The organism is Thiomonas intermedia, from assembly GCF_002028405.1.
GTDB lineage: Bacteria > Pseudomonadota > Gammaproteobacteria > Burkholderiales > Burkholderiaceae_C > Thiomonas > Thiomonas intermedia.
In genome coordinates, this window is the sequence record NZ_CP020046.1 from 238554 (window position 1) to 262955 (window position 24402).

Here is a 24402-nt window from a genome sequence, read left to right on the forward strand (position 1 = left end):
ACCGCCAATTAACCGACCGCAATGCGCTCATGGCATTGCCATCGGGTCACGCAAGAAATGCCCTCTATTAGGTGGATCCCGAAAATTAACCCTGTTTTTCAATCGGTTCGATCATGAATCCACTGCTAGTTGCCAATCGAGCCAACGCTTCCTTAAGTTTTCTAAAGTGACTCTTCACTTGAAACTCAGGCGCGACTTCGATTTGACAGTGCGCCAAATTATCTGGCTGGCTGGGATCGCCAACAATTGGCCGATGAATCGCATCAACAGCGTACCGCTTATTATCATCCGGCGTTGAATTTGGATTTATTTTGATCGACTGAACTGCCCGAACATTCGCCGTCAAAATTCCTACAACTCCGTCGTCGGGCCCCTTCTTACTTTCGCTCGGATTATTTCTCATGGAAGAGCGATCAACAGATGGCTTTTCACCGGCATCGTTAAATGCCATATGAGAAAAAACCAGCTCTCCGTCCTTTATGCAGTATTCCTTTGACGACGGCCTAATGGACCTATATAAATTCTCTTCGTCATCAACGCGCGTCGGCGCCATCTTTGATCAGGAAAACAGCCAAAGCCAAATTTTCACAAGATCACCGCCGGAGTTCAAAATTCCGTCCTCCATTTCCGTATCGATGTGCGGGCCCCAAACTTTGATGTACTCTGCCGCATGCGAGCTAACATAAATTGTTAGCTTCCGCTGCCCCCGCCACCATTCAAATGAGAGTTCCCCATCGCTAGGCACTGTGATGTGAGCGGGTAGCCATTCACCTTTGTATTGGTTAGAAAAGCATACCAAGTTTTCGAGCAACTCAACTGCCCGCTCTATTGTGGCCGATGGAAGTGCATAGCCCTGCTCAGCCACGAGTTGACCCAACTCAAACAATTCTGGATTGTTTGCACCGGAGGTTATCAGAGCACTTTGACTATAAAAATCAAATTCATCCATCGAATCGAAGCTATTTAAATATTGAACCCTAGAATCCGGCTGCAGCTTCAAAGAATCAACGCCCATCATGATATCAACTCCCGAGTGTTATCCGTGATGCAAGCTTCAAACAATCTATTTTTTGCACTGCTGAAAGCATCCAGAATTTCCCAAATCATATTATCATTGGCGTCCATTTTACTTTCAACAGATATATCAAAGTCAAGCACCAATTCAGAAATGCTCGCTTGAGATTTTCCACCTTTTACATTTATTAAAGCCCGCGCTCCAGGCGCAACGTCATCCATGCCAATCTCGAGCCGCATATCAAATCGCCCAGATGGGGGAAAGTCTTTAGGAACATTTGGGTAAATATTTAGATACTTCCTAGTGTCAAATGTAGATTCTGATATATTAATTTTATTAATCACGCGCACCGCAACACGGGCGACATCCTTTGCGGAGGTAGCAGACAGAAATTTTTCCCAATAATCTCTTGCCTCACCACTGAATTGTGGCCATTCCGTATACGGAGGAAGGTGACTGTAGGAGAACCCGATCTTCTGTGCCTGCAGAACTCTGGATTTGTCCTCTGCCGAGTACCGGTATCCAAAGGGCTCTTGGGAATTCTGAAAGGATGCTGACATCCCCCCCCGCTCCCCTCCCATCTGCACACCCATGGTGACGTTGTAGGTGGGCAACACAATAGGAAGCCGGTCACTGACGGCGGATCGAATTCTCTCTAGCGACGACACCTCAATCTTCCCGGGGTCTGCAACGCGGAGGTCAATTACAGCCTCAGCGATCGGAGCGTTTGCGTAGTGCATGCTTCCCTGATATCTGGTGGTTCAGTCCGTAACTTCAACGACTCATCGCTGCTCGACTTGAGCGAGGCGCGAGCCAGCGGGCCAACAAGTCCCTCGCGCGCCTCTGCTGGAACCTCAATGAAATTTGATCATAGCCCAGCAATGTGTGGGACAAGACAAGCTGGATATGCGCGGAAAATTCAGAGTGGCCCGCTTGGATCCTTCGTCGACGCACCCCGTGCGGACAATCACAAAGTCGTCTACTTGACACGATCGCTTTGCCCCTGCAGGGCTACAGCATTTCGGCAACAGAACGGCAACAAAAATTGCCGATTTTCTAAGGCACCGACCCGAACGACTATATAAGTCGTTGATTTTATTGGTCGGGGCGAGAGGATTCGAACCTCCGACCCTCTGCTCCCAAAGCAGATGCGCTACCAGACTGCGCTACGCCCCGACGAAACAGGACATTCTACCGACTCGTGCCGAGGGGCTGGGTGCCGGCTTGGGCCAGGGCCCAGTCGAGATGGTCCCGCAACAGGGGATCCGCATGGGCTCGCGCGTTCTGCAGGGCCTGTACGGCGGCCTGGCGCCAAGCGACATCACGATGTTCGCGCAGGCCGTTGCCCAGGGCGACCGCCAGATTGCGCCGCCAGCGGGTGTAGCCGATGCGGTGTATCGCGCTGCCTTCGGTGCGTGTCGCGAACTCGGCCTCGGTCCATGCCCAAAGGTCGAGCAGCACGGCCTGATCGAGACCATGCCGCACCTCGAAGTCGGGCAGCGGACTGCGCTGGGCATGGCGGTTCCAGGGGCAGATCAGCTGGCAGTCGTCGCAGCCGTAGATGCGATTGCCGATCAGCGGACGCAGCTCGAGAGGAATCGCACCGTCATGCTCGATCGTCAGATAAGAGATGCAGCGCCGCGCGTCGAGCTGTGCCGGGCCGATGATGGCGCGGGTGGGGCAAATGTCGATGCATTTGCGACAGCTGCCGCAGTGCGCGCTCGTGGGCGCATCGACGGGCAGAGGCAGACCGACGAAGATCTCGCCCAGGAAGAACATCGAGCCGCTGTCGCGCTGCAGCAGCAGGGTGTGCTTGCCGCGCCAGCCCAGTCCGGCGCGCGTGGCAAGTTCTACTTCCAGCGCGGGCGCCGAGTCGGTGAACACGCGCACCACGCCCGGATCGATCTGGGCCGCGATGTGATCGGCCAGCTGCTTGAGTTTTCGCCGCAGCACCTTGTGATAGTCCCTGCCCCGGGCGTAGAGCGACACGGTGGCCGCTTCGGGCTGCGCCAGCCGCTGCCATTCCACCTCGCGCCAGTTGCCGGGGGCGTTGCGCGGCAGGTAATCCATGCGCGCGGTGATGACCCGCAGCGTGCCCGGCACCAGTTCGGCGGGACGGGCGCGCATGAGTCCGTGCCGCCGCATGTAGTCCATGCCGCCATGATGGCCTGCCGCCAGCCAGTCCAGCAAAGGCGCTTCGGCTTCGCGCAGATCTACGCCGGTGATGCCGATTTGCGAGAATCCCAGCGCACGTCCCTGCTGTTTGATGTCCTGCGCCAGCGCGTGCAGATCCTTGGGCGATGTGCCGAGTTGCTCCATCCGCCTCATTCTAGAAATCCATCATGCCTCCTGTCGCCATCACGCTGCAGCTCGCCGACGAACACGACACCGAAACGCTTGCAAGCGCGCTGGCTTTGGCGTGGACGCAACACCCAGAGCGGCGCCTTCTGATCACCCTCGACGGCGACCTCGGCGCAGGGAAAACCACCTTTGCACGCGCCTTTCTCCGCGCGCTGGGTGTGCAGGGGCGCATCAAAAGTCCCAGTTTCAGCCTGCTGGAGGAGTACAACCTCGACATTCCCGACCTACAATTCAAGGGAACTCTTCAGACCTCCGCCTATCACATTGATCTTTATCGCTTTTCAGACCCGCATGAGTGGGACGATTCAGGATTGCGCGATGTCGTAGGCGGACCGGGGATCAGTCTGGTCGAGTGGCCGCAGCGCGCACAGGGACTCTTGCCCCTGGCCGACTTGAGCGTGCACCTCGAGCCCGAAGGCGAGCAGCGTCGCTGCACCTTGCGCGCCACGACTGAACAGGGACAGCGATTGGTTCGCACCCTGCCGGAGGGTTTGAAGTCCGGTTGACGCCGTGGGTGGCTCCTGCAACCCCGGTTTTGGAGCAGGAGCTTGAATATGTTGACCCCACCGCGCCGGCGTTTTCTCGTGCAATCATCCAGCCTCGTGCTGCTGTTGACGGCGCCCATGATCGCGCGTGGCGCGACGCTGATGTCCATCCGCGTCTGGCCCGCGCCGGAATACACCCGGTTGACGCTGGAGTCCGACGGGGCCCTGAGCGCCACGCATCAGGTCTTGAGTGATCCGCCTCGGCTCGTGGTCGACATCCAGGGACTGCAGCTCGACAACCAGTTGCGCGATCTCGCGGGCAAGGTCAAGTCGGACGATCCCTTCATCAAGGATGTGCGCGTTGGCCAGTTCAAGCCCGATGTGGTGCGTCTGGTCATCGACCTGAAGCAGGCCGTCAAACCGCAGGTCTTCAGCCTTCTGCCGGTGGCGGCCTATCAGAACCGGCTGGTTTTCGATCTCTACCCCGCCCACTCGGGCGATCGGCTGATGGCCTTCATGCAACAGCAGGAAACACTCGACCGCGAGCGCCAGCTCGGCGCCAGCGGCGCCCCGCCGCAAACGCTGGCTCAGACCGGGCAGCACGATTCACTGGGCGACTGGATTCGCCAACACCGAAGTGAACTCGATAACCAGCCCCAGCAGTTTGCCCAGACCGAGCCCCGCAGCACCCCGCCTCGCCAGCAGGTGGCCACCCCATCCGACGATCTGGCCGACAGCCCTCCTTCGCGCCCCGACCCCGTGCGTCGTGACCGCCGTAACTTCCGTACCGTCCTGCTGGCCATCGACCCCGGCCATGGCGGCGAAGATCCGGGGGCCACGGGGCCCAGCGGCGTCCATGAAAAAGATGTGGTGCTGCTCATCGCCCGCCATTTGCGCGATCTGGCGCAGAACACGCCTCACATGCGGGTCATGATGACGCGGGACAGCGATTTTTTCGTGCCGCTCTGGACGCGGGTGGAGAAGGCGCAATCGGCCAACGCCGACCTGTTCACCTCCATCCATGCCGACGGCTGGTTCACGCCGGATGCCCGCGGCGCCTCGGTGTACTGCCTGTCCGAAGGCGGCGCCACCAGCGTGGAGGCCCGACTGATGGCGCAGCGCGAAAATGCGGCGGACGCGATCGGCGGCATCGACATCAATTCGCGCAGCTATCAGGTGGCGAAGGTACTGCTCGACATGTCCACCACGGCGAAGATCAATGCCAGCCTGAAAATGGCCCGCCCCACCCTCGGCAAAATGGGCGAACTGGTGCACCTGCATTCCAAGCAGGTGCAGCAGGCCGGATTCGCCGTGCTGAAGTCGCCCAGCATTCCTTCCATGCTGGTCGAAACCGCCTTCATCAGCAACCCGGAAGAAGAAGCGCGCCTTCAGACCCCGGCCTACCGCAAGCAGATCGCCCGCGCCATTTTCGAAGGCCTGCGCGCCTACCTCGACACCAACCCGCCGCTGGCTCGTCGCCGCATCCTGACCTGAGCGGCGCTGAGCCAGGCCTCAAAGCGCCAGACCGAGCTGCTCTCGGCTGACGACCACGCCGTCTTCGTCCGCGTACAGCCACTCGCCGGGTCGCACGATCACGTCCTGGATGTTCACCACGGCGTCCACCATTCCCTGCCCGTGTTTGTCGGGCGGGGCTGGCATCGTGGCCAGCGCCAGGACACCCACCGGAACCTGCTGGATTTCGTGGACATCACGAACGCAGCCATTGATCACCACGCCGGCCCAGCCATTCTTGGCGGCCAGCGCGGCCAGATTGCCCCCCAGAAGCGCGCGCTTCATCGAGGCCGCCCCGTCCACCACCAGTACGCGAGCCATGCCCGCCGTTTCCAGCGACGCCCGCAGCAAGGCGTTGTCGTCGCGGCATTGGATGGTCGCAATCTGACCGCGGAACCGGCTGATCTTGCCGAAGGAACGGAAAACCGGCGGCAGCACGCGCAAGTCGTTGCTGTGCAGGGCCTCGCGATGCGCGTCGCACAGATCGCAGGTTGAAAACAAAGCGTGCATGACCTTTTCTCCCCAACGCATTTTCAAGACTTGTCCATTGGAGCAGACACCTCCGGCGCCTGCGCTGTGTCAGGTCAAGTCCTCTACGATGTCGCCCTTGCCTTGTCCTCTCATTGCTGACCGCATCCATGCCCACCCTCGCGCTCAAAGTCGATGTCGACACCCTTCGGGGCACGCTTGAAGGCGTACCCGCGCTGCTTCGCCTGCTCGACAGACATCAACTCCGCGCAACCTTTCTGTTCAGCCTTGGGCCGGACCACACCGGGCGCGCTCTCAAGCGCGTGTTTCGCCCGGGCTTTCTCGCCAAAGTCCGGCGCACCTCGGTGACCAGCCACTACGGCCTGAAGACCCTGCTGTACGGCACCTTGCTGCCCGGCCCCGACATCGGCCGACGTGCCGCCGGGCCCATGCGCGATGCCGCTCGCAACGGCCACGAAACGGGGGTCCATACCTGGGATCACATCCTTTGGCAGGACGCCGTGGTGCGCAAGAGTGCCGACTGGACCCGTCACCAGCTTCAACTCGCCGTCGACCGCTATGGCGATCTTTTTGGTCACGCCCCGCAGGTTCACGGTGCGGCCGGCTGGCAGATGAACGAAGCCGCCTACCGACTGGAGCAGGAGCTGGGCTTCACCCTGGCGTCGGACGGACGCGGCGCGCATCCCTTTTTTCCCGTCGTCCAAGGCCAGGCCCTGAAGGTGCCGCAGCTGCCGACCACCTTGCCGACACTCGACGAGTTGATCGGCGTGGACGGGCTCCATGCCGACAACGTGGCCGATCACCTCCTGCGACTGAGCACGGACGGACGCGATCACGTCTACACCCTGCATGCGGAACTCGAAGGCGGACAACTCGCCCCCGTGTTCGACCGCCTGTTGCAAGGCTGGAAGGCCGCCGGTCTGCATTGCACGACCCTGCGCGGCTATGCCGACACCCTGAATCTGACCGCGCTGCCGCGTCACACCGTCGGGCTCGGCACCATTCCCGGGCGCAGCGGCACTCTCGCCTTGCAGGGCGCCGCCGCATGAGCGAGCCCCCGGCCAGCGACGCCGGCGAGCCCGACACCCCCTGCGTCGGTGTGTGTTCCACGGGTTTTGACGACGTTTGCCGCGGCTGTCTGCGCACGGCCGTCGAAGTGGGCCGCTGGGTCGAGATGAGTCCCGAGGAAAAGCGCACTGTCTGGCGCCGCATCCTGGCGGCGGGCTACGTTCCACGGCGCCAGGAATGACTTGCATCTCATCAACTCTTGGGCTTCGCATCCAATCCTAGGATTGCTGCATCGCACCAAGGCCGAATCCCTTGTTAGTATCGATGGCACTTTCAACCCACGCGCCGACGAACAACATGCTTCCGACCATCACCAAAGCCGTCTTTCCCGTCGCCGGTCTCGGCACGCGCTTCCTGCCCGCGACCAAGGCCACCCCGAAAGAAATGATGCCGGTGGTCGACAAGCCGCTGATCCAGTACGCGGTCGAAGAAGCCTATGCCGCGGGCGTGACCGAAATGATCTTCGTCACGGGCCGCCACAAACGCGCCATCGAAGACCACTTCGACACCGCCTACGAACTCGAACATGAACTCGAAGCTGCGGGAAAACAGGCCTTGCTGGAGGTGGTTCGCAGCGTCAAGCCCGACAACGTCCAATGCGTGTTCGTGCGCCAGCCGGTCGCCAACGGGCTGGGCGCCGCCGTGTTGTGCGCCGAGCGTCTGGTCGGCAGCGAGCCGTTCGCCGTCATCCTCGCCGACGACTTGCTGGTGGGTGAGCCGCCCGTCATGGCGCAGATGGTCGACATCCACAGCCGCCATGGCCGCAGCGTCATTGCGACCGAAGAGGTGCCACGCGAGCACACCAAACGCTACGGCATCGTCAGCGGCCAGGAGATCACCCCGGGGCTGACCTCGCTTTCGGGCATCGTGGAAAAACCGGCGCCCGACGTCGCGCCGAGCACCCAGGCCGTGGTGGGCCGCTACATCCTCAGCCCCCGCGTGTTTCATCATCTGCGTCACGGCAAGCCCGGTGCCGGTGGCGAAATCCAGTTGACCGACGGCATCTCCGCGCTGCTGCGTGAAGAAGCGGTTTACGCCTACCGCTACAGCGGTCGCCGCTTCGACTGCGGAAGCAAAATGGGTTATCTCGAAGCCACCGTGCAGTTGGGCATGAGTCACCCTGAGACCGGGCCGGAATTCAGCGCCTACATCAACAGCCTGCGCGCCGAGGGCTGAACAGCATCGCCTTGTCGGCAAGGCCAGCGGCGCCCGATTCTGCAGCGAGCGCCGGGTTCGACAGATCGTTCCGCGCCTCAGCGCCGACGAAGCAGATGGTGGTACTCGCCGCCCTCGGTCTTCTGCTCGACCAGGGCGTTGCCGGTCTGGCGAGCAAAAGCCTGAAAATCCCGGACCGAACCGCCGTCGGTGGACACCACGCGCAGCACTTGACCGCTCTGCATCTGCGCGAGCGCTTTCTTGGCCTTGAGGATGGGCAGCGGGCAGTTCAGTCCGCGCGTATCCAGATCGACATCAATCACGGGTTGATCCACTCGGTTCTCCATTGTTAGGCGCGATGCCTTGCATTCTAGGAGCCTGGCGGGCTTGAGTCGCGTGGAGCGAAAAAGGGTGGGGGGATGACCTGTGGTGGCGCACTGAAGACGAGGGTGTCCCTGACGACAATAGGTGACTCCCGTCCGTAGACCTCCGCCATGAACCTGATCTCGTTGTTCTCGATGCCCAACCTGACGCGCAATGGCGCGTCTCTGGAATTCTCCGGCCTCAACGAGCAGCAACTGCTCGCGCTGGCCATTTCGCTTGAAGAAGACGATGCTCGGATCTACAGCCAATACGCACAGGCCGTGAGCGCCGACTACCCCGATACGGCGGCGCTCTTTCGCGGCATGGCGGCTGAGGAGAACACCCACCGCCACCGCCTGCTCGAGCTCTACCGCAAGCGCTTTGGCGACCGGATTCCGCTCATACGCCGTCAGGACGTGCGCGGCTTCATCGAGCGCAAGCCCTTGTGGCTGGTGCAGCCGATCGATCTCGAGAAGTTTCGCGCCCAGGCCGAAGTGATGGAGGCCGAGTCGCGCATGTTCTATGCCAAGGCTGCACGACACGCCACCGACACCGGCATCCGCCAGTTGCTCGGCGATCTTGCCGCCGCCGAGGCCACGCATGAGCAGCAGGCCGAAGCGCTCGGCAACCGCTTCATCACGCCGCAAACCATCCACTCCGAGCGCGAAACGCAGCGCCGCGCCTTTGTGCTTCGCTTCGTGCAACCCGGGCTGGCCGGCCTGATGGACGGTTCGGTCTCCACCCTGGCGCCGCTGTTCGCCGCAGCCTTCGCCACGCACGACACCTGGGCCACCTTCCTGGTCGGCCTCGCGGCGGCGCTGGGCGCGGGCATCAGCATGGCCTTCGCCGAGGCCATGTCGGACGACGGCTCACTCACCGGGCGCGGCAGCCCCTGGCTGCGAGGCGGCGTCACCGGCCTGATGACCGCGCTGGGTGGCCTGGGCCACACCCTGCCCTATCTTCTGCCCAACTTCCATCTCGCCACCCTGCTGGCTTTCGCCGTGGTGGCTCTGGAACTGGTGGTGATTGCCTGGGTGCGCAAGCGCTTCATGGACACCCCGTTCGGCCTGGCCGTGCTGCAGGTCGTCGTGGGCGGCCTGCTGGTCTTCGCCACGGGCATTCTGATCGGCAGCGCCTGAGCCTCGCGCCGCCGCCCGGGCTTCACTTTTGCAGCAGCGCCGCGCGTGCCGCACTCAGAACGGCGCGACTCAATCCGTCGACCAGCGCGGAAGCCGCCCGCGCATGGTGCCAATACAAGGGAACGTCCAGAGCACTGTCCGGCACGAGCTCAACCAGCCGACCTTGCCGCAAATGTTCGGTCACCAGGCTCAGCGGGTGCATGGCCCAGCCCATGCCTTCCGCCGAGGCGGTGACGAAGGCCTGGGTCGACGGCAGAACATGACGCGGCAGTTCGACGGCCCGATGACAGTGCCGTCGCACCCACTTGGCCTGAAGATCATCCTTGATGCTGAACATCAGCGATGGCGCCCTGGACAACGCTCCCGGCGTGACCCCATGCGCGAAATGCCGCTGCACGAAAGCCGGGTTGGCCGCAGCGACGTAGCGCATGGCGCCGAGCAACCGGCTGTTGCAGCCGCTGGTGGGTCGCGTCTCCGAGGTCACGGCTGCCAGCACCGCGCCACTGCGCAGCCACTGGGCGGTGTGGCCTTCGTCATCCACCGCCACATCCATGAGAACCGGCGCCTTGGCAGCATACGCGGCGATCGCCGGGGCCAGCCAGGTGGCCAGACTGTCGGCGTTCACCGCGATGGACAGCGGAACGCGTGCGCCCTCCTCCGGCGCCAGCGCGGGCAGCGCATCGTGCAACTCCTGTTCCAGCAGGCGGACCCGGTCGATGTGCTGGCACAGACGGCGCCCAGTCTCGGTCGCGCGGCAGGGCTGATCGCGAATCACCAGCGCGCAGCCCACACGCTCCTCCAGTTGGCGAATGCGCTGCGACACGGCCGACGGCGTGACATGGAGGGCGCTTGCCGCCCGGTCGAAGCTGCCTTCGCGAATCACGGTGGCCAGCGCGGCCAGGGCGGCGTAGTCGAGCATCGCTTTAGTCTTTCTTAATCCTGTGAAGTATTCGGAGTTTGCCTTCATGCGGAACCGGCTGCAAGATGGCGGGCATGCTCCCAACTCATTCGCTCTTGTCGGTCGCGTCGGCCGCGGCCCAAGGCCTGACGCTCAGCCTCGGCCTCATCGTGGCCATCGGCGCACAGAACGCCTTCGTGCTTCGCCAAGGCCTGCGCCGCGAACATGTGGGCCCCATCGTCGCGTTCTGCGCCTTGGCCGATGTGAGCCTGATCGCCGCAGGCGTCGGCGGGATGTCGCAGGCGCTGGGCGAGAGCCCCATGCTGTCGCGAGCGCTGGCACTGGGCGGGGCCGTCTTTCTGGCGGTGTATGGCTGGCGCGCCCTGCAACGCGCTCGCCGCACCGAAACGCTCGAAACCACGGCAGAGGGACGCGGGCTGAGTCTCGGCGCCGCAATGGCTCAGGCGCTGGCGTTCACCCTGCTCAACCCGCACGTCTATCTCGACACGGTGCTACTGATGGGCAATTTGGGCGCGCGCCAGCCGGATGGACTGCGCGGGTGGTTCGTCGCTGGCGCGGGCCTGGGCAGCGCGCTCTGGTTCGGCGTGCTCGGCTACGGAGCGCGATGGCTGGCGCCCTGGTTTGCCCGGCCGCGCGCCTGGCAGATTCTCGATAGTCTGACGGGAATCATCATGGCGATGCTGGCCGCCTTGCTGCTGCCTCACGCTTTTCAGGGCCTCTGAGGAGGGTGTTCAAAATCCCTTGCGTGCATCGCATCCTGGCTTCGGGCGGTCTGCGGAGTTGGCTTTCTTGCCCATAGCTTGGACACCACGGCGCGTCCTGCGCCCTCGCATTGCCTCCGCCCAGACCGCCGGCGCGGGCGCAGACAGAGCGTTAACAGACCCTCCAGGCCACCGGCTCAGACGAGGCCCAGCAGATGGCCGATTGGGTTCGTCGGGCGATCAATGCGCAAACGCCCGACAATGCGCTCTGACCACCCACGAAGAGGCCTGCGTCGCCCGATCCACATGCACCCCACTGCTCTGCTTACGCCGCTGATTGCGCTCTACATTCCGGCCCTGGCCATACCTGGGCAGAACTTTCTGGCCGTCACCCAGGCCTCGCTGGAGCAATCGCGGCGGCACGGCATCGTGACGGCGCTGGGCGTGTCCAGCGGCAGTACCCTGCAGGCCATCGTTGCCGCCCTGGGTGTGGGCTTTCTGATGAGCCATGCCGAGCCGATCCAGCGCACCGTCGCCCTGCTTGGCGGCAGCTATCTGCTTTACATGGCCCGGGCGATCTGGCTGCAGGCCCGAGTTCCGCTGGAGGGCGCCGCCGCACAGCCTCGCCAGGTCAGGTCGATGCTCGTCAGTTATCGACAGGGCCTGTTCACCAATCTGACCAATCCGAAGGCGCTGGTCTTTTTCTCCACCATCTTCGCGGGCCTGCTTGGCGCTCAGGCTTCCCCGTCGAACCGGATGCTGGCCGTGGCCTGCATCGGCGTGCTGTCCAGCTCGTGGTATTGCGGTGTGGCAATGGCCTTCACCCGCCCCACCGTGCGCGGAGTCTATGGCCGCCTTCATCCCACGCTGTCGCGCCTGACCGCGCTCATCCTCGGGGGATTCGGTCTGCGCCTGATCTGGAGCGCCACGGCGGGTCGGTAAGCCGCGGCCGCGTTGCTCGCGTCCGTCCCACGCCGGGCGCCACGGCCTCCGCCTGCCGCCGAACTCCGGAGACGATTGACTTCAGGGCTTGCATTATTTTTATATTTCCATAAACTTCGAAATATGGAAACAAAAGCTGCACTCCTCGCTCTGGCCGCCCTGGCGCAAGAAGCCCGACTTCGGGTTTTTCGCACCTTGGTGCAGGCGGGCCCGGAAGGGCTGGCTGCGGGAAAGATTGCCGAGCTGGCCGCGCTCGTCCCTTCGTCGCTGTCGTTCCATCTGAAGGAGCTCGTTCACGCCGAACTGATCGAGTCCCGATCGGAGGGGCGCTTCGTGATCTACAGCGCCCGCTTTGCCACCATGAACGCCGTGATCGGCTATCTCACCGACAACTGCTGTGGCGGCAACCCCTGCGGCCCTGCGGCGGTTCATTGCACACCCGAATCTCTTTCCCGACCTGAGGACATCACCCCATGAAACGCTTTCATGTCCACGTCAGCGTACCCGCGCTCGACGACGCCATCCGCTTCTACTCCGCGCTGTTCGCCGCCGAGCCCACGGTGCGCAAGGGCGACTACGCCAAGTGGATGCTCGATGATCCGCGAGTGAACTTCGCCATCTCCCAGCGCGGCGCCGAGCCTGGCCTGAACCATCTGGGCATCCAGGTGGAAACCGATGCGGAACTGCTGGAGATGCAGCAAAGGCTCGACGCCAGTGACAGCGCTTACACCGAGGAGACAGGGGCCCTGTGCTGCTATGCGCGCTCCGACAAGTACTGGGCCAACGACCCAGTGGGCATCGCCTGGGAGACGTATCACACGCTCGACACGATCCCCATGTTCAATGGATCGAGCGACGCTGGCGCCTGCTGCGTCCCCGGGGTCGCGACGGCCGTGGCAACCGCTCCGCAAGCCGCGGCGTCGTGCTGCGGGGCGAGCAGCGCCGCCAAATCTCCCTGCTGCTGATATTTTCTTCAAGGAATCTCTATGGACAAGGTCTACAACGTCTTGGTGCTGTGCACCGGCAATTCCGCCCGCTCCATCATGGGCGAAGGGCTGATCAACGTGTTGGGCAAGGGCCGCTTCAAGGCGTACAGCGCGGGCAGCCATCCGGGCGGGGTGGTCAACCCCTTTGCCATCGAGCAGCTCAAGACCATTGGCTACCCCACGGAAACCCTGCGCAGCAAAAGCTGGGACGAGTTCTCCGCCCCGGGAGCGCCGGCGATGGATTTCGTCTTCACCGTGTGCGACAAGGCTGCCGGCGAAACCTGCCCCTTCTGGCCCGGCCACCCACTCACCGCACACTGGGGTTTTGAAGACCCCGCCGCGGTGCAAGGCAGTGACGACGAAAAGCGGCAGGCCTTCCAGACCATCTTCCGCCAGATCATGGGACGCGTACGCGCCTTCGTCAGCCTGCCGCTGGACAAGCTCGACGCGGCCGCGACCAAGCAGGAAATCGTGAAAATCGGCCAAGCCCTGCCAGGGGTGGCCGACCTCGAAGCGCCCCAGCACGAGCCCATGGCCTCGCCTGGCCGCTAAAGTTCACCTCCTCCCGAATACGGTAGGCCGTGGTCTGCCGTATTTTTGTTGCTGACCCACGCGCCCTCCGCATGCTGCTCGCCTTCGCCATCTTTGTCGTCACCCTTGTTTTTGTCATCTGGCAGCCTCGGGGCCTGGGCATCGGCTACAGCGCCCTGGGCGGTGCGGCACTCGCGCTGATGCTCGGCGTCATTCAATGGGGCGATATTCCGGTGGTGTGGCACATCGTCTGGGACGCCACCTTCACCTTCGTCGGCCTGATCATCATCTCGCTCATCCTCGACGACGCCGGCGTGTTTCACTGGGCCGCCCTGCACGTTGCGCGCTGGGGCGGCGGCCACGGAAGGCGGCTGTTTCCGCTGATGGTGGTGCTCGGCGCGGTGATCTCCGCCCTGTTCGCCAACGACGGCGCCGCCCTTATCCTCACCCCCATCGTGCTGGCCATGTTGCTGGCGCTGGGCTTTGGCCCGGCAGCGGCGCTGGCGTTCGTCATGGCCTGCGGTTTCGTCGCCGACACGACCTCGCTGCCGCTGGTCATCTCCAATCTGGTGAACATCGTCACGGCCGGTTACTTCGGCATTCCCTTCGACCGCTACGCCGCCGTCATGGTGCCGGTGGACCTGGCCGCGCTTGCCGCCACGCTGGTCGTGCTGCTGGTCTTTTTCCGCCGAGACATTCCCGCGCGCTACGACCTTGCGCTCATCGACGAACCCGCCAGCGTCATCAAGGACGCGCTGGTGTTTCGCTGGACCTGGCCGGTCATGACGGTACTGCTGATCGCCTACTTCGTCACCGCCGCGTGGAGCGTGCCGGTCTCGCTGGTCACCGGCGCCGCGGCGCTGCTGCTGCTGACGCTGGCCGGGCGATGGTGGCGTGGCGGGCGAGGCGCCATCATCGACCTGCGCCATGTCCTCAAAGGCGCGCCCTGGCAGATCGTGCTGTTCTCGCTGGGCATGTATCTGGTCGTCTACGGCCTGCGCAACGCCGGCCTCACGGCGTATCTGGCCCTGGCGCTGGAAGCGCTCGCGCGCCATGGCTTCGTTGTCGCCACGGTGGGAACCGGCTTTCTCAGCGCCCTGCTGTCGTCCGCGATGAACAACCTGCCGATGACCCTGGTCGGCGCCCTCGGCATCCACCATGCGCAAGGGCTCGATCCTGCGGTGCGTGAAGCCATGATCTACGCCCACGTCATCGGCTGCGACCTCGGCCCCAAGTTCACCCCCATCGGCAGCCTCGCCACGCTGCTCTGGCTGCATGTGCTCGACCGCAAGGGTGTGCACATCGGCTGGGGCTATTACCTGCGCGTCGGCCTCATCCTCACCACGCCCGTGCTGCTGGTGACGCTGCTGGCGCTGGCAGCGCGACTAAGTCTGGGATAAAAGTCTGCTGCATCAGATTTGCACAAGCCATGCCCACTGCCGTGCCTTCCGATACATTCGATACACCCGATACACCCGCCCCCTGCATGCTTCGCGCCTGGGCCAGCGCCGAAGCCGAGTTGCGCGGCTTCCTGCGCCATCACGTGCATGACGGCGATCTCGCGGCTGATTTGCTGCACGATGTGTTCATCAAAGCCATGCTGCAGAGGGGCAACTTCTGCGCCGTGGACAACGCCCGCGCCTGGCTGTTCCGCGTGGCACGCAATGCCCTCATCGATCAACTGCGCAGCACCCGCCCGCATGATCCCGTGCCCGAGGATCTGCCTGTGCCCGAGCCGGATGCCGCGCCGGTGGACACCCTGGCCGACTGTCTCCCCCTGGCGCTCGCTGCCCTCCGCCCCGAAGACCGCGATGCCATCGAACAATGCGACCTACGCGGGCTGAACCAGGCCGACTACGCCGTGCTGCGCAACCTGAAACTCCCCACCGCCAAATCACGCGTGCAGCGCGCCCGCACCCGCCTTCGCGCCGAATTGGTCGATCGCTGCGGCATTCGCTTCGACGCGCAGACCGGCGCGGTGTGCTGCTTCACGCCGGAGAAAACCACCCGCGGCGAGCGGACTTGCTGCGGGTCTTCAGCTTAAGACCAGCTAGCGCTGGCCGCACCTGTTCGGAAGACCCAGAATTCCATGAATGCCGAAGGCATGGGGACTATCCGTTGTCTGCATGGAGTGTGGAACACACTTTGGTGCCCGGCCAAAGACCGTCTCCTCAGACACCTGCCTCTTGGTGGTAGCGCCTGAGTTTCTCCCAGAGCGTCTTACGGCTGATGCCCAGACTGTCCGCGGTCTTCGCGATCTGCCCCTTGTTTTCGGTCAGTCGCTGCTGGAGGTAGTCGAGTTCAACACGAGAGATATAGCTGTCCAGGCGTTCCGGCACAGTCGAGCCGGTAGCCGCGCCGCCAGGTAAGTCCTGCTGCATGCACGGGATTGCCGAGCGCGTCCAACGTACCCAGCAATCGGGTGAAAAGTGGTAGGCACGCTCGATGACCGAGAACAATTCCCGCACATTGCCCTCCCAAGGCTGCGACCGGGCCCAGGCGATGAACTGGGGGTCGATACGCTTGTGTTGTCCGCTCTTGGCATTGAGCGCATGCACATGTCTGTGCGACAGCCAGGCGGCATCATCGGGACGATCCCGCAGCGGCGGCAAATGCAGCGGAACTCCACTGATGCGAAATAGAAGATCCTGCCGGAATTCGCCGCTCTCCACGAGCTTTTCCAGAGGCTTGTGCGTGGCGCAAATCAAGCGCACATCGACCTGGATCGATTTTTCGCTGCCTACCCGGCGAATCTTGCCGTCCTGCAAAACCCGCAACAATTTGACCTGCGCATGGCTCGGCATGTCACCGATTTCATCGAGAAACAAGGTGCCGCCATGCGCCTGTTCGAAAACACCGACATGGCGCCGGGCGGCCCCGGTAAAGGCCCCGGGCTCGTGGCCGAAAAGTTCGGATTCAAGCAATCCGTCGCTGATGGCCGCACAGTTGATGGCCACAAAGGGGGGTGCCTTGCCCGGGCGCTGCGCCGCCATCGTGGCGTGGATTTTCTCGGCCACGACCTCCTTGCCTGTGCCTGACTCGCCCTGGATGAGCACCGGTAGGTCGAGCCGGGCGATCCGCTCAACGAGTTGTTCAAGCGCTCGCGAGGCGGGAGAAACACCGAGCCATGCATCATGCGCATCTCCCCCCTCCGGTAGCCAATCGTGGATGCGGCGCATCAGCAAATCGAGATCGAATGGCTTCTGGATGTAGTCCCACGCACCATTGCGCACCAGTCGCACAGCCTGATTTACCGAGCCGAAGCCGGTCATGAACACCAGTGGGGGGCAACAGCCGCCGTAACGCTGCAACATGGCGCCAAGCAGCGCCTCGCCATTGCCGTCCGGCAATCGGATGTCGCTGAGCACCAGGGGATAAAGCCGCAATTGCAGCTCCGCCTTGGCCCGACCCAGGTTACGCACCCAGTTCACAGAAAAATGTTCGAGGGTAAGACGCTGTTGCAAAGACTCTCCCATGATGGGGTCGTCTTCCACCAACAGGATCGCTTGATCAAACATGGCTGTCTCCTCGATTTTCGCTGGGGTGGCTATGCTGCGCACCTGAGGCAACTGTAGCCGCAACGCTGGTGCCGCGCATCGGAATTTCGATGATGGCCATGGTGACGCCCGATACATGATCGAGGTGCAGACTGCCACCAATGTCGGAGAGCAGGCGTCGGCTCTCCCATAGCCCGAACCCCGAGCCTGTTGGCGGAATGTCGGCAGCCGCGATGCTACTGAGTGTGGTCACAGGGGGGCGCGAGCCCTGATTGCTCACAGTCACGCGCAGAAGGCCCGGCTCAAGGGTTTTCGCCTGCAATTCCAGCACACTGCCTGGCCGGGCGGCATGGCAGGCGTTGAGCAGAATGTTGAGCGTGGCCTGCCGTACAGGCCCGACTGCAACCGCCACACGTTCGGGTAAAGCCAGTTCTGTCTGCAGGCGTACTTGGCGCTCCCCCTGGCAAGGTCGAATGAGTTCAGCAAGGTCCAGAAAATCTTGCCGCATGAGGTCGCGCTCGGTCGGCCGCGTCTGGGCCAACAGTGCCTGGGCCGTGGTGCGCAACTGTTCCAGTCCGCGATCGAGCAGGTCGAGGGTCTGGCGCGTCGTCTGATCGAAGCTGCCGAAACTCTGCGCGGTATGCAGGGCATTGAGCATGCCGCCCAGTGGATTGTTGATTTCATGGGCCGTGGCCCCGGCCAGCGCCCCCACGGCTACGAGTTTTTCGGCCTGCCTCGCCTGTTCCACCTGATCGAGCAAGCGCGTGAATGCTGCAGCCAGTGTGCCCACTTCGTCTGGCCGTACCGCTAGAACAGAGCCCACCTGCCGCGCCTGTCCGCTATCGAGCAGCATGGAGCGCCGAAGCTCAGCCAGTGGCGCGAGCATGCGCCGGCTCAGCAACCAAACAACCGGAACGAAAAGCGCCACCGCGATCACGGTGATGATGGCAATCCACCACAGCATCGAAATCAGCCGCTCGCGATAGAGCTCATCGCTCACCGCATAGACCAATGTGCCCACGTTTGAGTCCGCCCCGCTGCGCAGGGCGCTGACGTAGATACGCCAATGACCGCTCTTGATCGGCGGAGACTGGCCTGGATGCGCGCTTCGGTCTTCTAGATGCTGATACGACGAAAGTTCAAGCGTTCCTGGTGCCCAGAGCGAAGACCAGTCAGGCGGACGGGCTGTTGGAAACACACGCGGGTCTGAACTCGCGAAGACCCGGCCATTGGCCCCAAGCGCCACCACAAGCGACGTGGTGTGCAAAACGTCGGCCCCGGTCACCGAGGTCAGGGCCTCATACACGCTCCAGACGTTGTCTTGCTGAATCAGGCTGGGCAAGCTTTTGTTCCACGACGCCATGGCCTGAAACGCACCTGCGTCGACATCTTCGATCAGATAGCGTTGCGTCAGTAAACCCAGTCCCGTGGCCATCAACAGGGCTGTCAGCAAGACCAGCGTGACTGCAACGAATGGCAGACGCAACAGCAGGGAATTGCGCAGATTCATGCAGTTTCGTAGATCTCGCGCAGTGGGATGGGCGGATGCGTGCCGTCAAGAATCTCCGCCAGTTCCCCGATGCCCTCAAACCAGCTTTCCTGCGGCAGCAGGAAGTTTTCAAGGTCGAGGCTGGAGAGCAGCATGCGGCCTTCGGCACTTTTGCGCGCGTCGAGCAGGGCCTTCTGCAACTGGAAATGCAAACCGAAGTCGAGGTTCTTGCGTGTGACGACGGGCGGAAAGCCGTAACGCCGTGACTTGGCCACGATGCGCGTCTTGAGCGCCGCAGCCGACCGCCGCAGCTGCAACACCTCCCAGATGTAGCCGTCGACCGTACCTGAGTCGGCCAGACCGCTCCCGACGGCCTCTACTACTTTGTGCAGGGAATAGGTGTAGAAGGTGCCGCGAAAGAATCGCTGCGGCGTCTCGTTCAAACTGCGCAGCGCCACCACGGGCACTACATAGCCGGAGTTCGACAAGGGGTCGTCGAAAGCGAACACGTCCCCCTTCAAATCAACCAGCGAATGCGCCTGGGTGCGCGATGCGGAGGTGATCAGATAACTCTGATACCACGGCTGTCCATGCCAGCCGGGCTGTGCACACAGCCGCACGAAGCTGCGCGCCACCACATAGGGATAGCCACAGATCCAGGCCGCTTCCATTTCATCCGAGCGCAGCGCTTCGAGCGCCTCCTGGTAACTCGACTTTTGAATGATCTGCACCGGCAGGCCGAGCTGCGCCTGCAGGAATGCCTGCCAAAGATGGATGGCGCCATCGTGCAGAAAAACATCCGTGACGCCAAAACGAAAGGGCTTGCCCACGCCATGCGCACGAGCTTGAGCCTGAACGGCTGTATTGGCCAGACAAGCCAGTGCAGCAAGTGCGGTGCGGCGGTGCATGGCGCTCTCCAGAGGGTGCGTTTCGTTTTGGTAACCAGCGGCGCGTCAGGGCGTTACAAAATTGAAACGCCAAGGCTTCGAATGACTTGACCAAGCGCACGGCAACCCACGTAAGACATTGATATTACTTGGATGATTTACGTAATGACGAGATGGCATGGCCATTGCAATGCTGTACCTGCGATGACATCAACCACCCACGAGGAGACATCATGACCGAGAAAGTATCGCGCCGAATTTTTCTGAAAGTCGCTGGAACCAGCGTAGCAGGCGTAGGCGCTGCCGTCAGTCCGGTAGGGCCCGCAATGGCGGCGGGAGCGGATCAAGCGGCCATTCAGGCAGCCGCTGGCATGGCCGTGCTGCCCTACCCCAAATCCACAGTCGGCAAGGCCAGGGCTATGCAGGCCAACACCCCCGTGTCGTTCAGCTATCCAGACGCCGATTCGCCCTGCGTGGCGATCAAGATGGGCCAGCGCGTGGCCGGCGGCGTCGGCCCGGATGGCGACATCGTGGCTTACAGCAGCCTGTGTACCCACATGGGCTGCCCGCTGATGTATGACCCCAAGACCCGCAGCTTCAAGTGTCCCTGCCACTACAGCATGTTCGACCCCGAAAAATCCGGGCGGATGATCTGCGGCCAGGCCACCGAAGACCTGCCGCAGATTCAACTCAGCTACGACGCCGCAAGCGACTCGGTGCATGCCATCGCCGTGACCGGCCTGATCTACGGCCGCCAGGCCAACGTGCTGTAACCCATCAAGGAGACGAACACCATGTCGCAATTCAAAGACCGCGTTGCGTTGCCCCCAGCCAATGCCCAGAAAACCAACCTCACCTGCCAGTTCTGCATCGTTGGATGCGGCTACCACGCGTTTAAGTGGGACGCCGAGAAGGAGGGCGGGCGGGCGCCCAGCCAGAATGCACTGGGCCTGGATTTCCGCAAGCAGCTCCCGCCGTTTTCCACCATCATGACCCCGGCCATGACCAATGTGGTCACCGACCGGAACGGCAAACGCTACAACATCATGATCGTCCCCGACAAGGAATGCGTGGTCAATCAGGGGCAGAGTTCGACGCGCGGCGGCCGCATGGCGTCTTATTTCCATGGCGACAGCGGCATCACCCGCGAACGCCTTTTGCATCCGCGGATTTACCAAGGCGGCGAGTGGCTCGACACATCTTGGGATTACGCCCTGCAGATTTACGGCGGCATGGTCAAGAAAATTCTCGACAAGGAAGGCCCCGACGCGATTGCGGTGGCGATGTTCGACCATGGCGGCTCGGGCGGCGGCTTCGAAAACACCTGGGGCACGGGCAAACTCGTGTTCTCAGCCATCCAGACGCCAACCTGCCGCATCCACAACCGCCCCGCCTACAACTCCGAATGCTTCGGTAATCGCGATATGGGCATTTTCGAGCTCAACAACAGCTACGAAGACGCTGAAATCGCTGACGTGATCTGGTCCAACGGCAATAATCCTTACGAAAACCAGACCAACTACTTCCTGGTGCACTGGCTGCCCAATCTTCAAGGCGCCACGCTCGACAAGAAGAAAAAGATGTTCCCCGATGAGCCGGTGGCCGCGGGCAAGTTCATCTTTGTCGATCCACGGCGCACACCGTCGATCTCGATCAGCGAGAGCGTCGCCAAAGACCAAGTCTTGCACTTGGCCATCAATCCAGGCGCGGATGGCGCGCTGTGGAACGGCATGCTCACCTACATCGTCGATCAGGGCTGGATCGACAAGGATTTCATCGCCCAGCACACCGAGGGTTTTGACCAAGCAGTGAAGACCAACCGGATGTCGCTCGATGAATGCAGCCGCATCACCGGCCTGCCGGTGGCGCAGATCAAGCAGGCTGCCGAGTGGAGCTACAAACCCAAGGCACCAGGCAAGCTGCCACGCACCATGCACGCCTTCGAGAAAGGCATCATCTGGGGCAATAACAACTACGTCACCGAGCAGGCCATGGGTGCGGTGGTCGTCGCCACGCACAACGTCGGGCGCCGCGGCACCGGGTGGGTCCGCATGGGCGGTCACCAGGAAGGCTATTGCCGCCCCGGCTACCCGGAGCCGGCGCATCGTTACCCGGCGGCCAATTTCCCTATTCCCATGCACGACAAATTGATCGAGGTCGATGACTACCTCATCAACGGCAAGGGCAAGATGATGACCTACTGGGCGTGCAACAGCTTCCAGACCACCAACAATGCCCAGGCGTTGCGCGAAGCCGTCATCCGGCGCAGCCAGATCGTGCGAAGCGCGATGGCCAAGGCACGCGGTGCCACGCCCTCCGAGATGGTGGATGTGATCTACGCCGCCACACAGAAAGGCGGCCTGTTCGTTGGCATGATGAATATCTATCCCACCATGCTCGCGGAGGCGGCCCAGATTATGTTCCCCGCCGCGCAATCCGGCGAGATGAACCTCACTTCGATGAACGGCGAGCGCCGCATGAGACTGACGGAAAAATTCATCGACCCACCGGGCGAGGCTCTGCCCGACTGTCTGATTGCCGCGCGCATCGCCAACACCATCAAGGTGATGTACGAAAAAGAGGGCAATGCCAAGATGTCCAAGCATTTCGAAGGCTTCGATTGGGCCACAGAGGAAGATGCCTTCAACGACGGCTTCCGTCGCGCCGGTCAGCCCGGTGTAGGTGAAATCGATAGCCAGGGCGGACCGACCGGACATCTGGCCACCTACGCCCTGCTGCGCAAGGCAGGCAACAACGGCGTGCAACTCCCTGTGAAACAAGTCGAGGGCGACAAGCTGATCGGCACGGAGATGCTCTACACCGAGGGAAAATTCGACACAAAAAGCGGCAAGGCAAGAATTTTCCCGGCTGCCTGGCAAGGCATGCTCAAACCCGCAGCCGATCAAAAGGCCAAATTCAAATTTTGGGTCAACAACGGTCGGCTCAATGAGGTCTGGCAGTCCTGGTACAACGATCAGTACGACAAGTTCATCACGGAGCGCTACCCGATTGCCATCATCCAGATGAACCCTGCCGACATGCAAGGATTGGGCATCCATTCGACGGACATCGTCGAGGTCTTCAACGACAACGGCGCAACGACGGCGATGGCCTACCCTGAGGCTTCCCTCAAACTGGGCAGCACGTTCATGGTGTTCGGCGCGCCCAAAGGCGTTCAAGGCTCGGTGACCAGCACCGCAACGGATGTCCATTTCCTCCCTTATTACAAGGGATCCTGGGCCAATATCCGGCGCGTTGGGTCGATGCCCGAATGGCAGCGCACCGTCACAACCAAGAGCCGCCTGTACGAAGCCTGACTCACCGGGCCGTCAAGCCAATCGTTTTCGATCTCCCTTGCTGCGCCTGATGCACTTGGGGGCCGCTCTCCTCCTCAGCGGCGTATCGGACGGGCTGCGGCTGCAGCCCGTTTTTTCCGCCCCTGATCAGAAATTCTCCTTCGGCGACACTGCCGATCCACCACTGCCTGAAATTACATAAAAGGAACTGCCATGAAAAAAATCCTGATCACTGCGCTGCTGAGCGCCTGCACCGTCCAAGCCTGGGCAGCACCAGACATGATGGCCCTGGCCAAGTCAAAGAACTGCCTGGCTTGCCATGCAGTCGATACCAAGATCGTCGGGCCGGCCTATAAAGCCGTGGCGCAAAAATACGCCGGCAAACCCGGGGCCGAGCAGATGCTGGTCAACGCCGTATTGCATGGCCATGTTGGCACTTGGGGGCAAATGCCGATGCCAGCCAATACCAATGTCACCCCCGCTCAAGCCAAGGAACTGGTCGCATGGATCCTGAGCCTGAAGTGAGTGCGCACTCGCCAACACAGGCGCAGGCAACTGTGGCGGCGGTGGCAACTGCAACACAGGTCAGCGAAGCGGGAATCGTGGCTGCGCTGCTGCGCAGACGTCAGCAGGTTTCACCCAAGCGTCTGCGTGAGCCAGGGCCAGACGCAGAGCAGACCAGGGCCTTGTTCGATGCTGCGGCGCAAGCACCAGACCACGGCCTGATCTTGCCGTGGCGTTTCGTGGTCGTCCCGACTTCTGCTCGCGGTCTTCTGGGTGACGCATTTGCTCAGGCCTTGTTCGACCGCGATCCGAATGCCACGGAAATGCAACTGCAGGACGCCAGGGACAAGGCCTTTCGCGGCCCCTTTCTCGCCCTGGCCATTGCCCGCCTGCATGATGAGCATCCCGAGATTCCTCCTGCCGAACGTCTGGTCTCGTTGGGCTGTGCATTGCAGAATGTGCTGCTGCAGGCGCAGGCCCAGGGGTTCGGCGCGGGCTTGGTCAGCGGTCTGGCGCTGAACTCCGAGCCGCTGCGTCGCCTGTTCATGCTGGATGATGCGGAACAAGCCGTCTGCTTCGTATTGGTTGGAACACCACTATCCAGCAAGACGCAGCGCAAGCGGCCAACCCCGGAATCCTTCGTCAGTAAACTCCACGTGAGCCCGACAAGCGCAACGCTGGTGCAGGTGCCTGCGCCATGAGGCAGGCGCACCCCTTTGTCGACATCACACCACCCTCTTCCAGTGCCGATGCAGCCACCACGGAAGTCGTCGAGGCCATCTTCCAGGAAGCTGCTGAGCTGTTCGCATCCTTATCGAGCCCGATCCGGCTAAAAATCGTCTGTCAACTCAACCGGCAGGCGCAAACCGTGCAAAATCTGGTCACACTGGTGCACAGTTCACAGCCCAATGTATCTGCCCACCTGCGCCACCTGCGCCTAGCAGGCATCGTGAGAAGTCATCGGGCCGGGCATCAAGTTGTCTACGCCATGCAACGGCGCCTCGTTGCAGAGTTGTGCAACACCGTCTGCATGACGACGTGAAGTCATCGTAGAACGCGCAGG

At 62.2% G+C, this 24402-nt stretch carries 28 protein-coding genes and 1 tRNA gene; 18 read left to right on the forward strand and 11 right to left on the reverse strand.

Going from position 1 to position 24402, the window contains the following annotated elements; genetic code table 11:
- Window positions 1-85 precede the first annotated feature (85 nt).
- From BVH73_RS15630 to queG, 5 genes are all read right to left on the reverse strand, one after another.
- A complete protein-coding gene (locus BVH73_RS15630; RefSeq protein ID WP_154048383.1) occupies window positions 86-553 on the reverse strand; it encodes a hypothetical protein in 468 nt (155 codons plus the stop codon).
- 6 nt (window positions 554-559) lie between these two features.
- The gene (locus tag BVH73_RS01120) at window positions 560-1018 is read right to left on the reverse strand and encodes a hypothetical protein (protein ID WP_079415351.1); all 459 of its coding nucleotides are present in this window, start codon (window positions 1016-1018) and stop codon (window positions 560-562) included.
- On the reverse strand, window positions 1015-1755 hold the full coding sequence (locus BVH73_RS01125; RefSeq protein ID WP_079415353.1) for a TIGR04255 family protein: 741 nt from the start codon (window positions 1753-1755) through the stop codon (window positions 1015-1017). The genes BVH73_RS01120 and BVH73_RS01125 overlap by 4 nt, the downstream gene beginning before the upstream one ends.
- Window positions 1756-2114: 359 nt before the next feature.
- Window positions 2115-2191: transfer RNA gene (locus BVH73_RS01130), tRNA-Pro, on the reverse strand.
- A 15-nt stretch (window positions 2192-2206) separates the two neighbouring features.
- On the reverse strand, window positions 2207-3334 hold the full coding sequence (queG, locus tag BVH73_RS01135) for a tRNA epoxyqueuosine(34) reductase QueG (protein WP_079415355.1): 1128 nt from the start codon (window positions 3332-3334) through the stop codon (window positions 2207-2209).
- A gap of 23 nt (window positions 3335-3357) precedes the next feature.
- Here queG and tsaE point away from each other — a divergent pair, with 23 nt between their 5' ends.
- Both tsaE and BVH73_RS01145 read left to right on the forward strand, forming a co-directional pair.
- Window positions 3358-3882: a tRNA (adenosine(37)-N6)-threonylcarbamoyltransferase complex ATPase subunit type 1 TsaE gene (tsaE, locus tag BVH73_RS01140; protein ID WP_079415357.1), complete on the forward strand. Its 525-nt coding sequence runs from the start codon at window positions 3358-3360 to the stop codon at window positions 3880-3882.
- A 48-nt stretch (window positions 3883-3930) separates the two neighbouring features.
- Window positions 3931-5355 carry an N-acetylmuramoyl-L-alanine amidase gene (locus BVH73_RS01145; RefSeq protein ID WP_079415359.1) on the forward strand — a complete coding sequence of 475 codons (1425 nt, stop codon included), beginning with the start codon at window positions 3931-3933 and terminating at the stop codon, window positions 5353-5355.
- An 18-nt stretch (window positions 5356-5373) separates the two neighbouring features.
- On the opposite strand, the gene rraA is transcribed toward BVH73_RS01145, so the two are convergent.
- Window positions 5374-5883 carry a ribonuclease E activity regulator RraA gene (gene rraA / locus BVH73_RS01150; RefSeq protein ID WP_079415361.1) on the reverse strand — a complete coding sequence of 170 codons (510 nt, stop codon included), beginning with the start codon at window positions 5881-5883 and terminating at the stop codon, window positions 5374-5376.
- 128 nt (window positions 5884-6011) lie between these two features.
- Here rraA and BVH73_RS01155 point away from each other — a divergent pair, with 128 nt between their 5' ends.
- The 3 genes from BVH73_RS01155 (at window position 6012) to galU (ending at window position 8106) form a co-directional block, all read left to right on the forward strand.
- On the forward strand, window positions 6012-6911 hold the full coding sequence (locus BVH73_RS01155; RefSeq protein ID WP_079415363.1) for a polysaccharide deacetylase family protein: 900 nt from the start codon (window positions 6012-6014) through the stop codon (window positions 6909-6911).
- A complete protein-coding gene (locus BVH73_RS01160) occupies window positions 6908-7111 on the forward strand; it encodes a DUF1289 domain-containing protein (RefSeq protein ID WP_079415365.1) in 204 nt (67 codons plus the stop codon). Before BVH73_RS01155 ends, BVH73_RS01160 begins: the two co-directional genes overlap by 4 nt.
- 116 nt (window positions 7112-7227) lie before the next feature.
- Window positions 7228-8106 (forward strand): UTP--glucose-1-phosphate uridylyltransferase GalU, encoded by an 879-nt coding sequence (galU, locus tag BVH73_RS01165; protein WP_079415367.1) that lies wholly within the window; start codon window positions 7228-7230, stop codon window positions 8104-8106.
- 77 nt (window positions 8107-8183) lie between these two features.
- On the opposite strand, the gene BVH73_RS01170 is transcribed toward galU, so the two are convergent.
- The gene (locus BVH73_RS01170) at window positions 8184-8420 is read right to left on the reverse strand and encodes a sulfurtransferase TusA family protein (protein WP_425444127.1); all 237 of its coding nucleotides are present in this window, start codon (window positions 8418-8420) and stop codon (window positions 8184-8186) included.
- Between the two features lie 159 nt (window positions 8421-8579).
- Here BVH73_RS01170 and mbfA point away from each other — a divergent pair, with 159 nt between their 5' ends.
- Window positions 8580-9587: an iron exporter MbfA gene (gene mbfA / locus BVH73_RS01175; RefSeq protein ID WP_079415369.1), complete on the forward strand. Its 1008-nt coding sequence runs from the start codon at window positions 8580-8582 to the stop codon at window positions 9585-9587.
- A 22-nt stretch (window positions 9588-9609) separates the two neighbouring features.
- Here the strand turns inward: mbfA and BVH73_RS01180 are convergent, their stop codons facing one another.
- The gene (locus BVH73_RS01180) at window positions 9610-10506 is read right to left on the reverse strand and encodes a LysR family transcriptional regulator ArgP (RefSeq protein WP_079415371.1); all 897 of its coding nucleotides are present in this window, start codon (window positions 10504-10506) and stop codon (window positions 9610-9612) included.
- A gap of 65 nt (window positions 10507-10571) precedes the next feature.
- Between BVH73_RS01180 and BVH73_RS01185 the strand changes: the two genes are divergently transcribed.
- The 7 genes from BVH73_RS01185 to BVH73_RS01215 all read left to right on the forward strand — a co-directional run bounded on the left by BVH73_RS01185 (window position 10572) and on the right by BVH73_RS01215 (window position 15710).
- Window positions 10572-11228, forward strand: a complete 657-nt coding sequence (locus tag BVH73_RS01185; RefSeq protein ID WP_079415373.1) for a LysE/ArgO family amino acid transporter — start codon at window positions 10572-10574, stop codon at window positions 11226-11228.
- A gap of 285 nt (window positions 11229-11513) precedes the next feature.
- Window positions 11514-12149: a LysE family translocator gene (locus BVH73_RS01190; protein WP_169836729.1), complete on the forward strand. Its 636-nt coding sequence runs from the start codon at window positions 11514-11516 to the stop codon at window positions 12147-12149.
- Window positions 12150-12272: 123 nt separating this feature from the next.
- Complete coding sequence (locus BVH73_RS01195) at window positions 12273-12626, forward strand: ArsR/SmtB family transcription factor (RefSeq protein ID WP_079415377.1); 354 nt, start codon at window positions 12273-12275, stop codon at window positions 12624-12626.
- Complete coding sequence (locus tag BVH73_RS01200; protein WP_079415379.1) at window positions 12623-13114, forward strand: ArsI/CadI family heavy metal resistance metalloenzyme; 492 nt, start codon at window positions 12623-12625, stop codon at window positions 13112-13114. The genes BVH73_RS01195 and BVH73_RS01200 overlap by 4 nt, the downstream gene beginning before the upstream one ends.
- A gap of 21 nt (window positions 13115-13135) precedes the next feature.
- Window positions 13136-13687, forward strand: a complete 552-nt coding sequence (locus BVH73_RS01205) for an arsenate reductase ArsC (protein ID WP_079415381.1) — start codon at window positions 13136-13138, stop codon at window positions 13685-13687.
- A 71-nt stretch (window positions 13688-13758) separates the two neighbouring features.
- Window positions 13759-15066 carry an arsenic transporter gene (locus BVH73_RS01210; RefSeq protein ID WP_079415383.1) on the forward strand — a complete coding sequence of 436 codons (1308 nt, stop codon included), beginning with the start codon at window positions 13759-13761 and terminating at the stop codon, window positions 15064-15066.
- 29 nt (window positions 15067-15095) lie between these two features.
- Window positions 15096-15710 (forward strand): sigma-70 family RNA polymerase sigma factor, encoded by a 615-nt coding sequence (locus BVH73_RS01215; RefSeq protein ID WP_218919040.1) that lies wholly within the window; start codon window positions 15096-15098, stop codon window positions 15708-15710.
- A 127-nt stretch (window positions 15711-15837) separates the two neighbouring features.
- Here the strand turns inward: BVH73_RS01215 and BVH73_RS01220 are convergent, their stop codons facing one another.
- The 3 genes from BVH73_RS01220 to BVH73_RS01230 are packed head-to-tail and all read right to left on the reverse strand — an operon-like array spanning window position 15838 to window position 19560.
- Window positions 15838-17184, reverse strand: coding sequence for a sigma-54-dependent transcriptional regulator (locus BVH73_RS01220; RefSeq protein ID WP_079415388.1), 1347 nt, complete (start codon window positions 17182-17184; stop codon window positions 15838-15840).
- Window positions 17177-18673: a sensor histidine kinase gene (locus tag BVH73_RS01225; protein WP_079415390.1), complete on the reverse strand. Its 1497-nt coding sequence runs from the start codon at window positions 18671-18673 to the stop codon at window positions 17177-17179. Before BVH73_RS01225 ends, BVH73_RS01220 begins: the two co-directional genes overlap by 8 nt.
- Entirely contained in the window at window positions 18670-19560 is an 891-nt protein-coding gene (locus BVH73_RS01230) for a substrate-binding domain-containing protein (RefSeq protein ID WP_079415392.1), read from the reverse strand. The genes BVH73_RS01225 and BVH73_RS01230 overlap by 4 nt, the downstream gene beginning before the upstream one ends.
- A 212-nt stretch (window positions 19561-19772) precedes the next feature.
- Here BVH73_RS01230 and BVH73_RS01235 point away from each other — a divergent pair, with 212 nt between their 5' ends.
- The 5 genes from BVH73_RS01235 (at window position 19773) to BVH73_RS01255 (ending at window position 24381) form a co-directional block, all read left to right on the forward strand.
- Entirely contained in the window at window positions 19773-20312 is a 540-nt protein-coding gene (locus tag BVH73_RS01235; RefSeq protein WP_079415394.1) for an arsenate reductase (azurin) small subunit, read from the forward strand.
- Between the two features lie 21 nt (window positions 20313-20333).
- Window positions 20334-22856, forward strand: coding sequence for an arsenate reductase (azurin) large subunit (locus BVH73_RS01240; protein ID WP_079415396.1), 2523 nt, complete (start codon window positions 20334-20336; stop codon window positions 22854-22856).
- A 192-nt stretch (window positions 22857-23048) separates the two neighbouring features.
- Entirely contained in the window at window positions 23049-23360 is a 312-nt protein-coding gene (locus tag BVH73_RS01245; RefSeq protein ID WP_079415398.1) for a c-type cytochrome, read from the forward strand.
- Window positions 23339-24040, forward strand: a complete 702-nt coding sequence (locus BVH73_RS01250) for a nitroreductase family protein (protein WP_079420212.1) — start codon at window positions 23339-23341, stop codon at window positions 24038-24040. The genes BVH73_RS01245 and BVH73_RS01250 overlap by 22 nt, the downstream gene beginning before the upstream one ends.
- Entirely contained in the window at window positions 24037-24381 is a 345-nt protein-coding gene (locus BVH73_RS01255; RefSeq protein ID WP_245800377.1) for an ArsR/SmtB family transcription factor, read from the forward strand. Before BVH73_RS01250 ends, BVH73_RS01255 begins: the two co-directional genes overlap by 4 nt.
- Window positions 24382-24402: the final 21 nt, after the last annotated feature.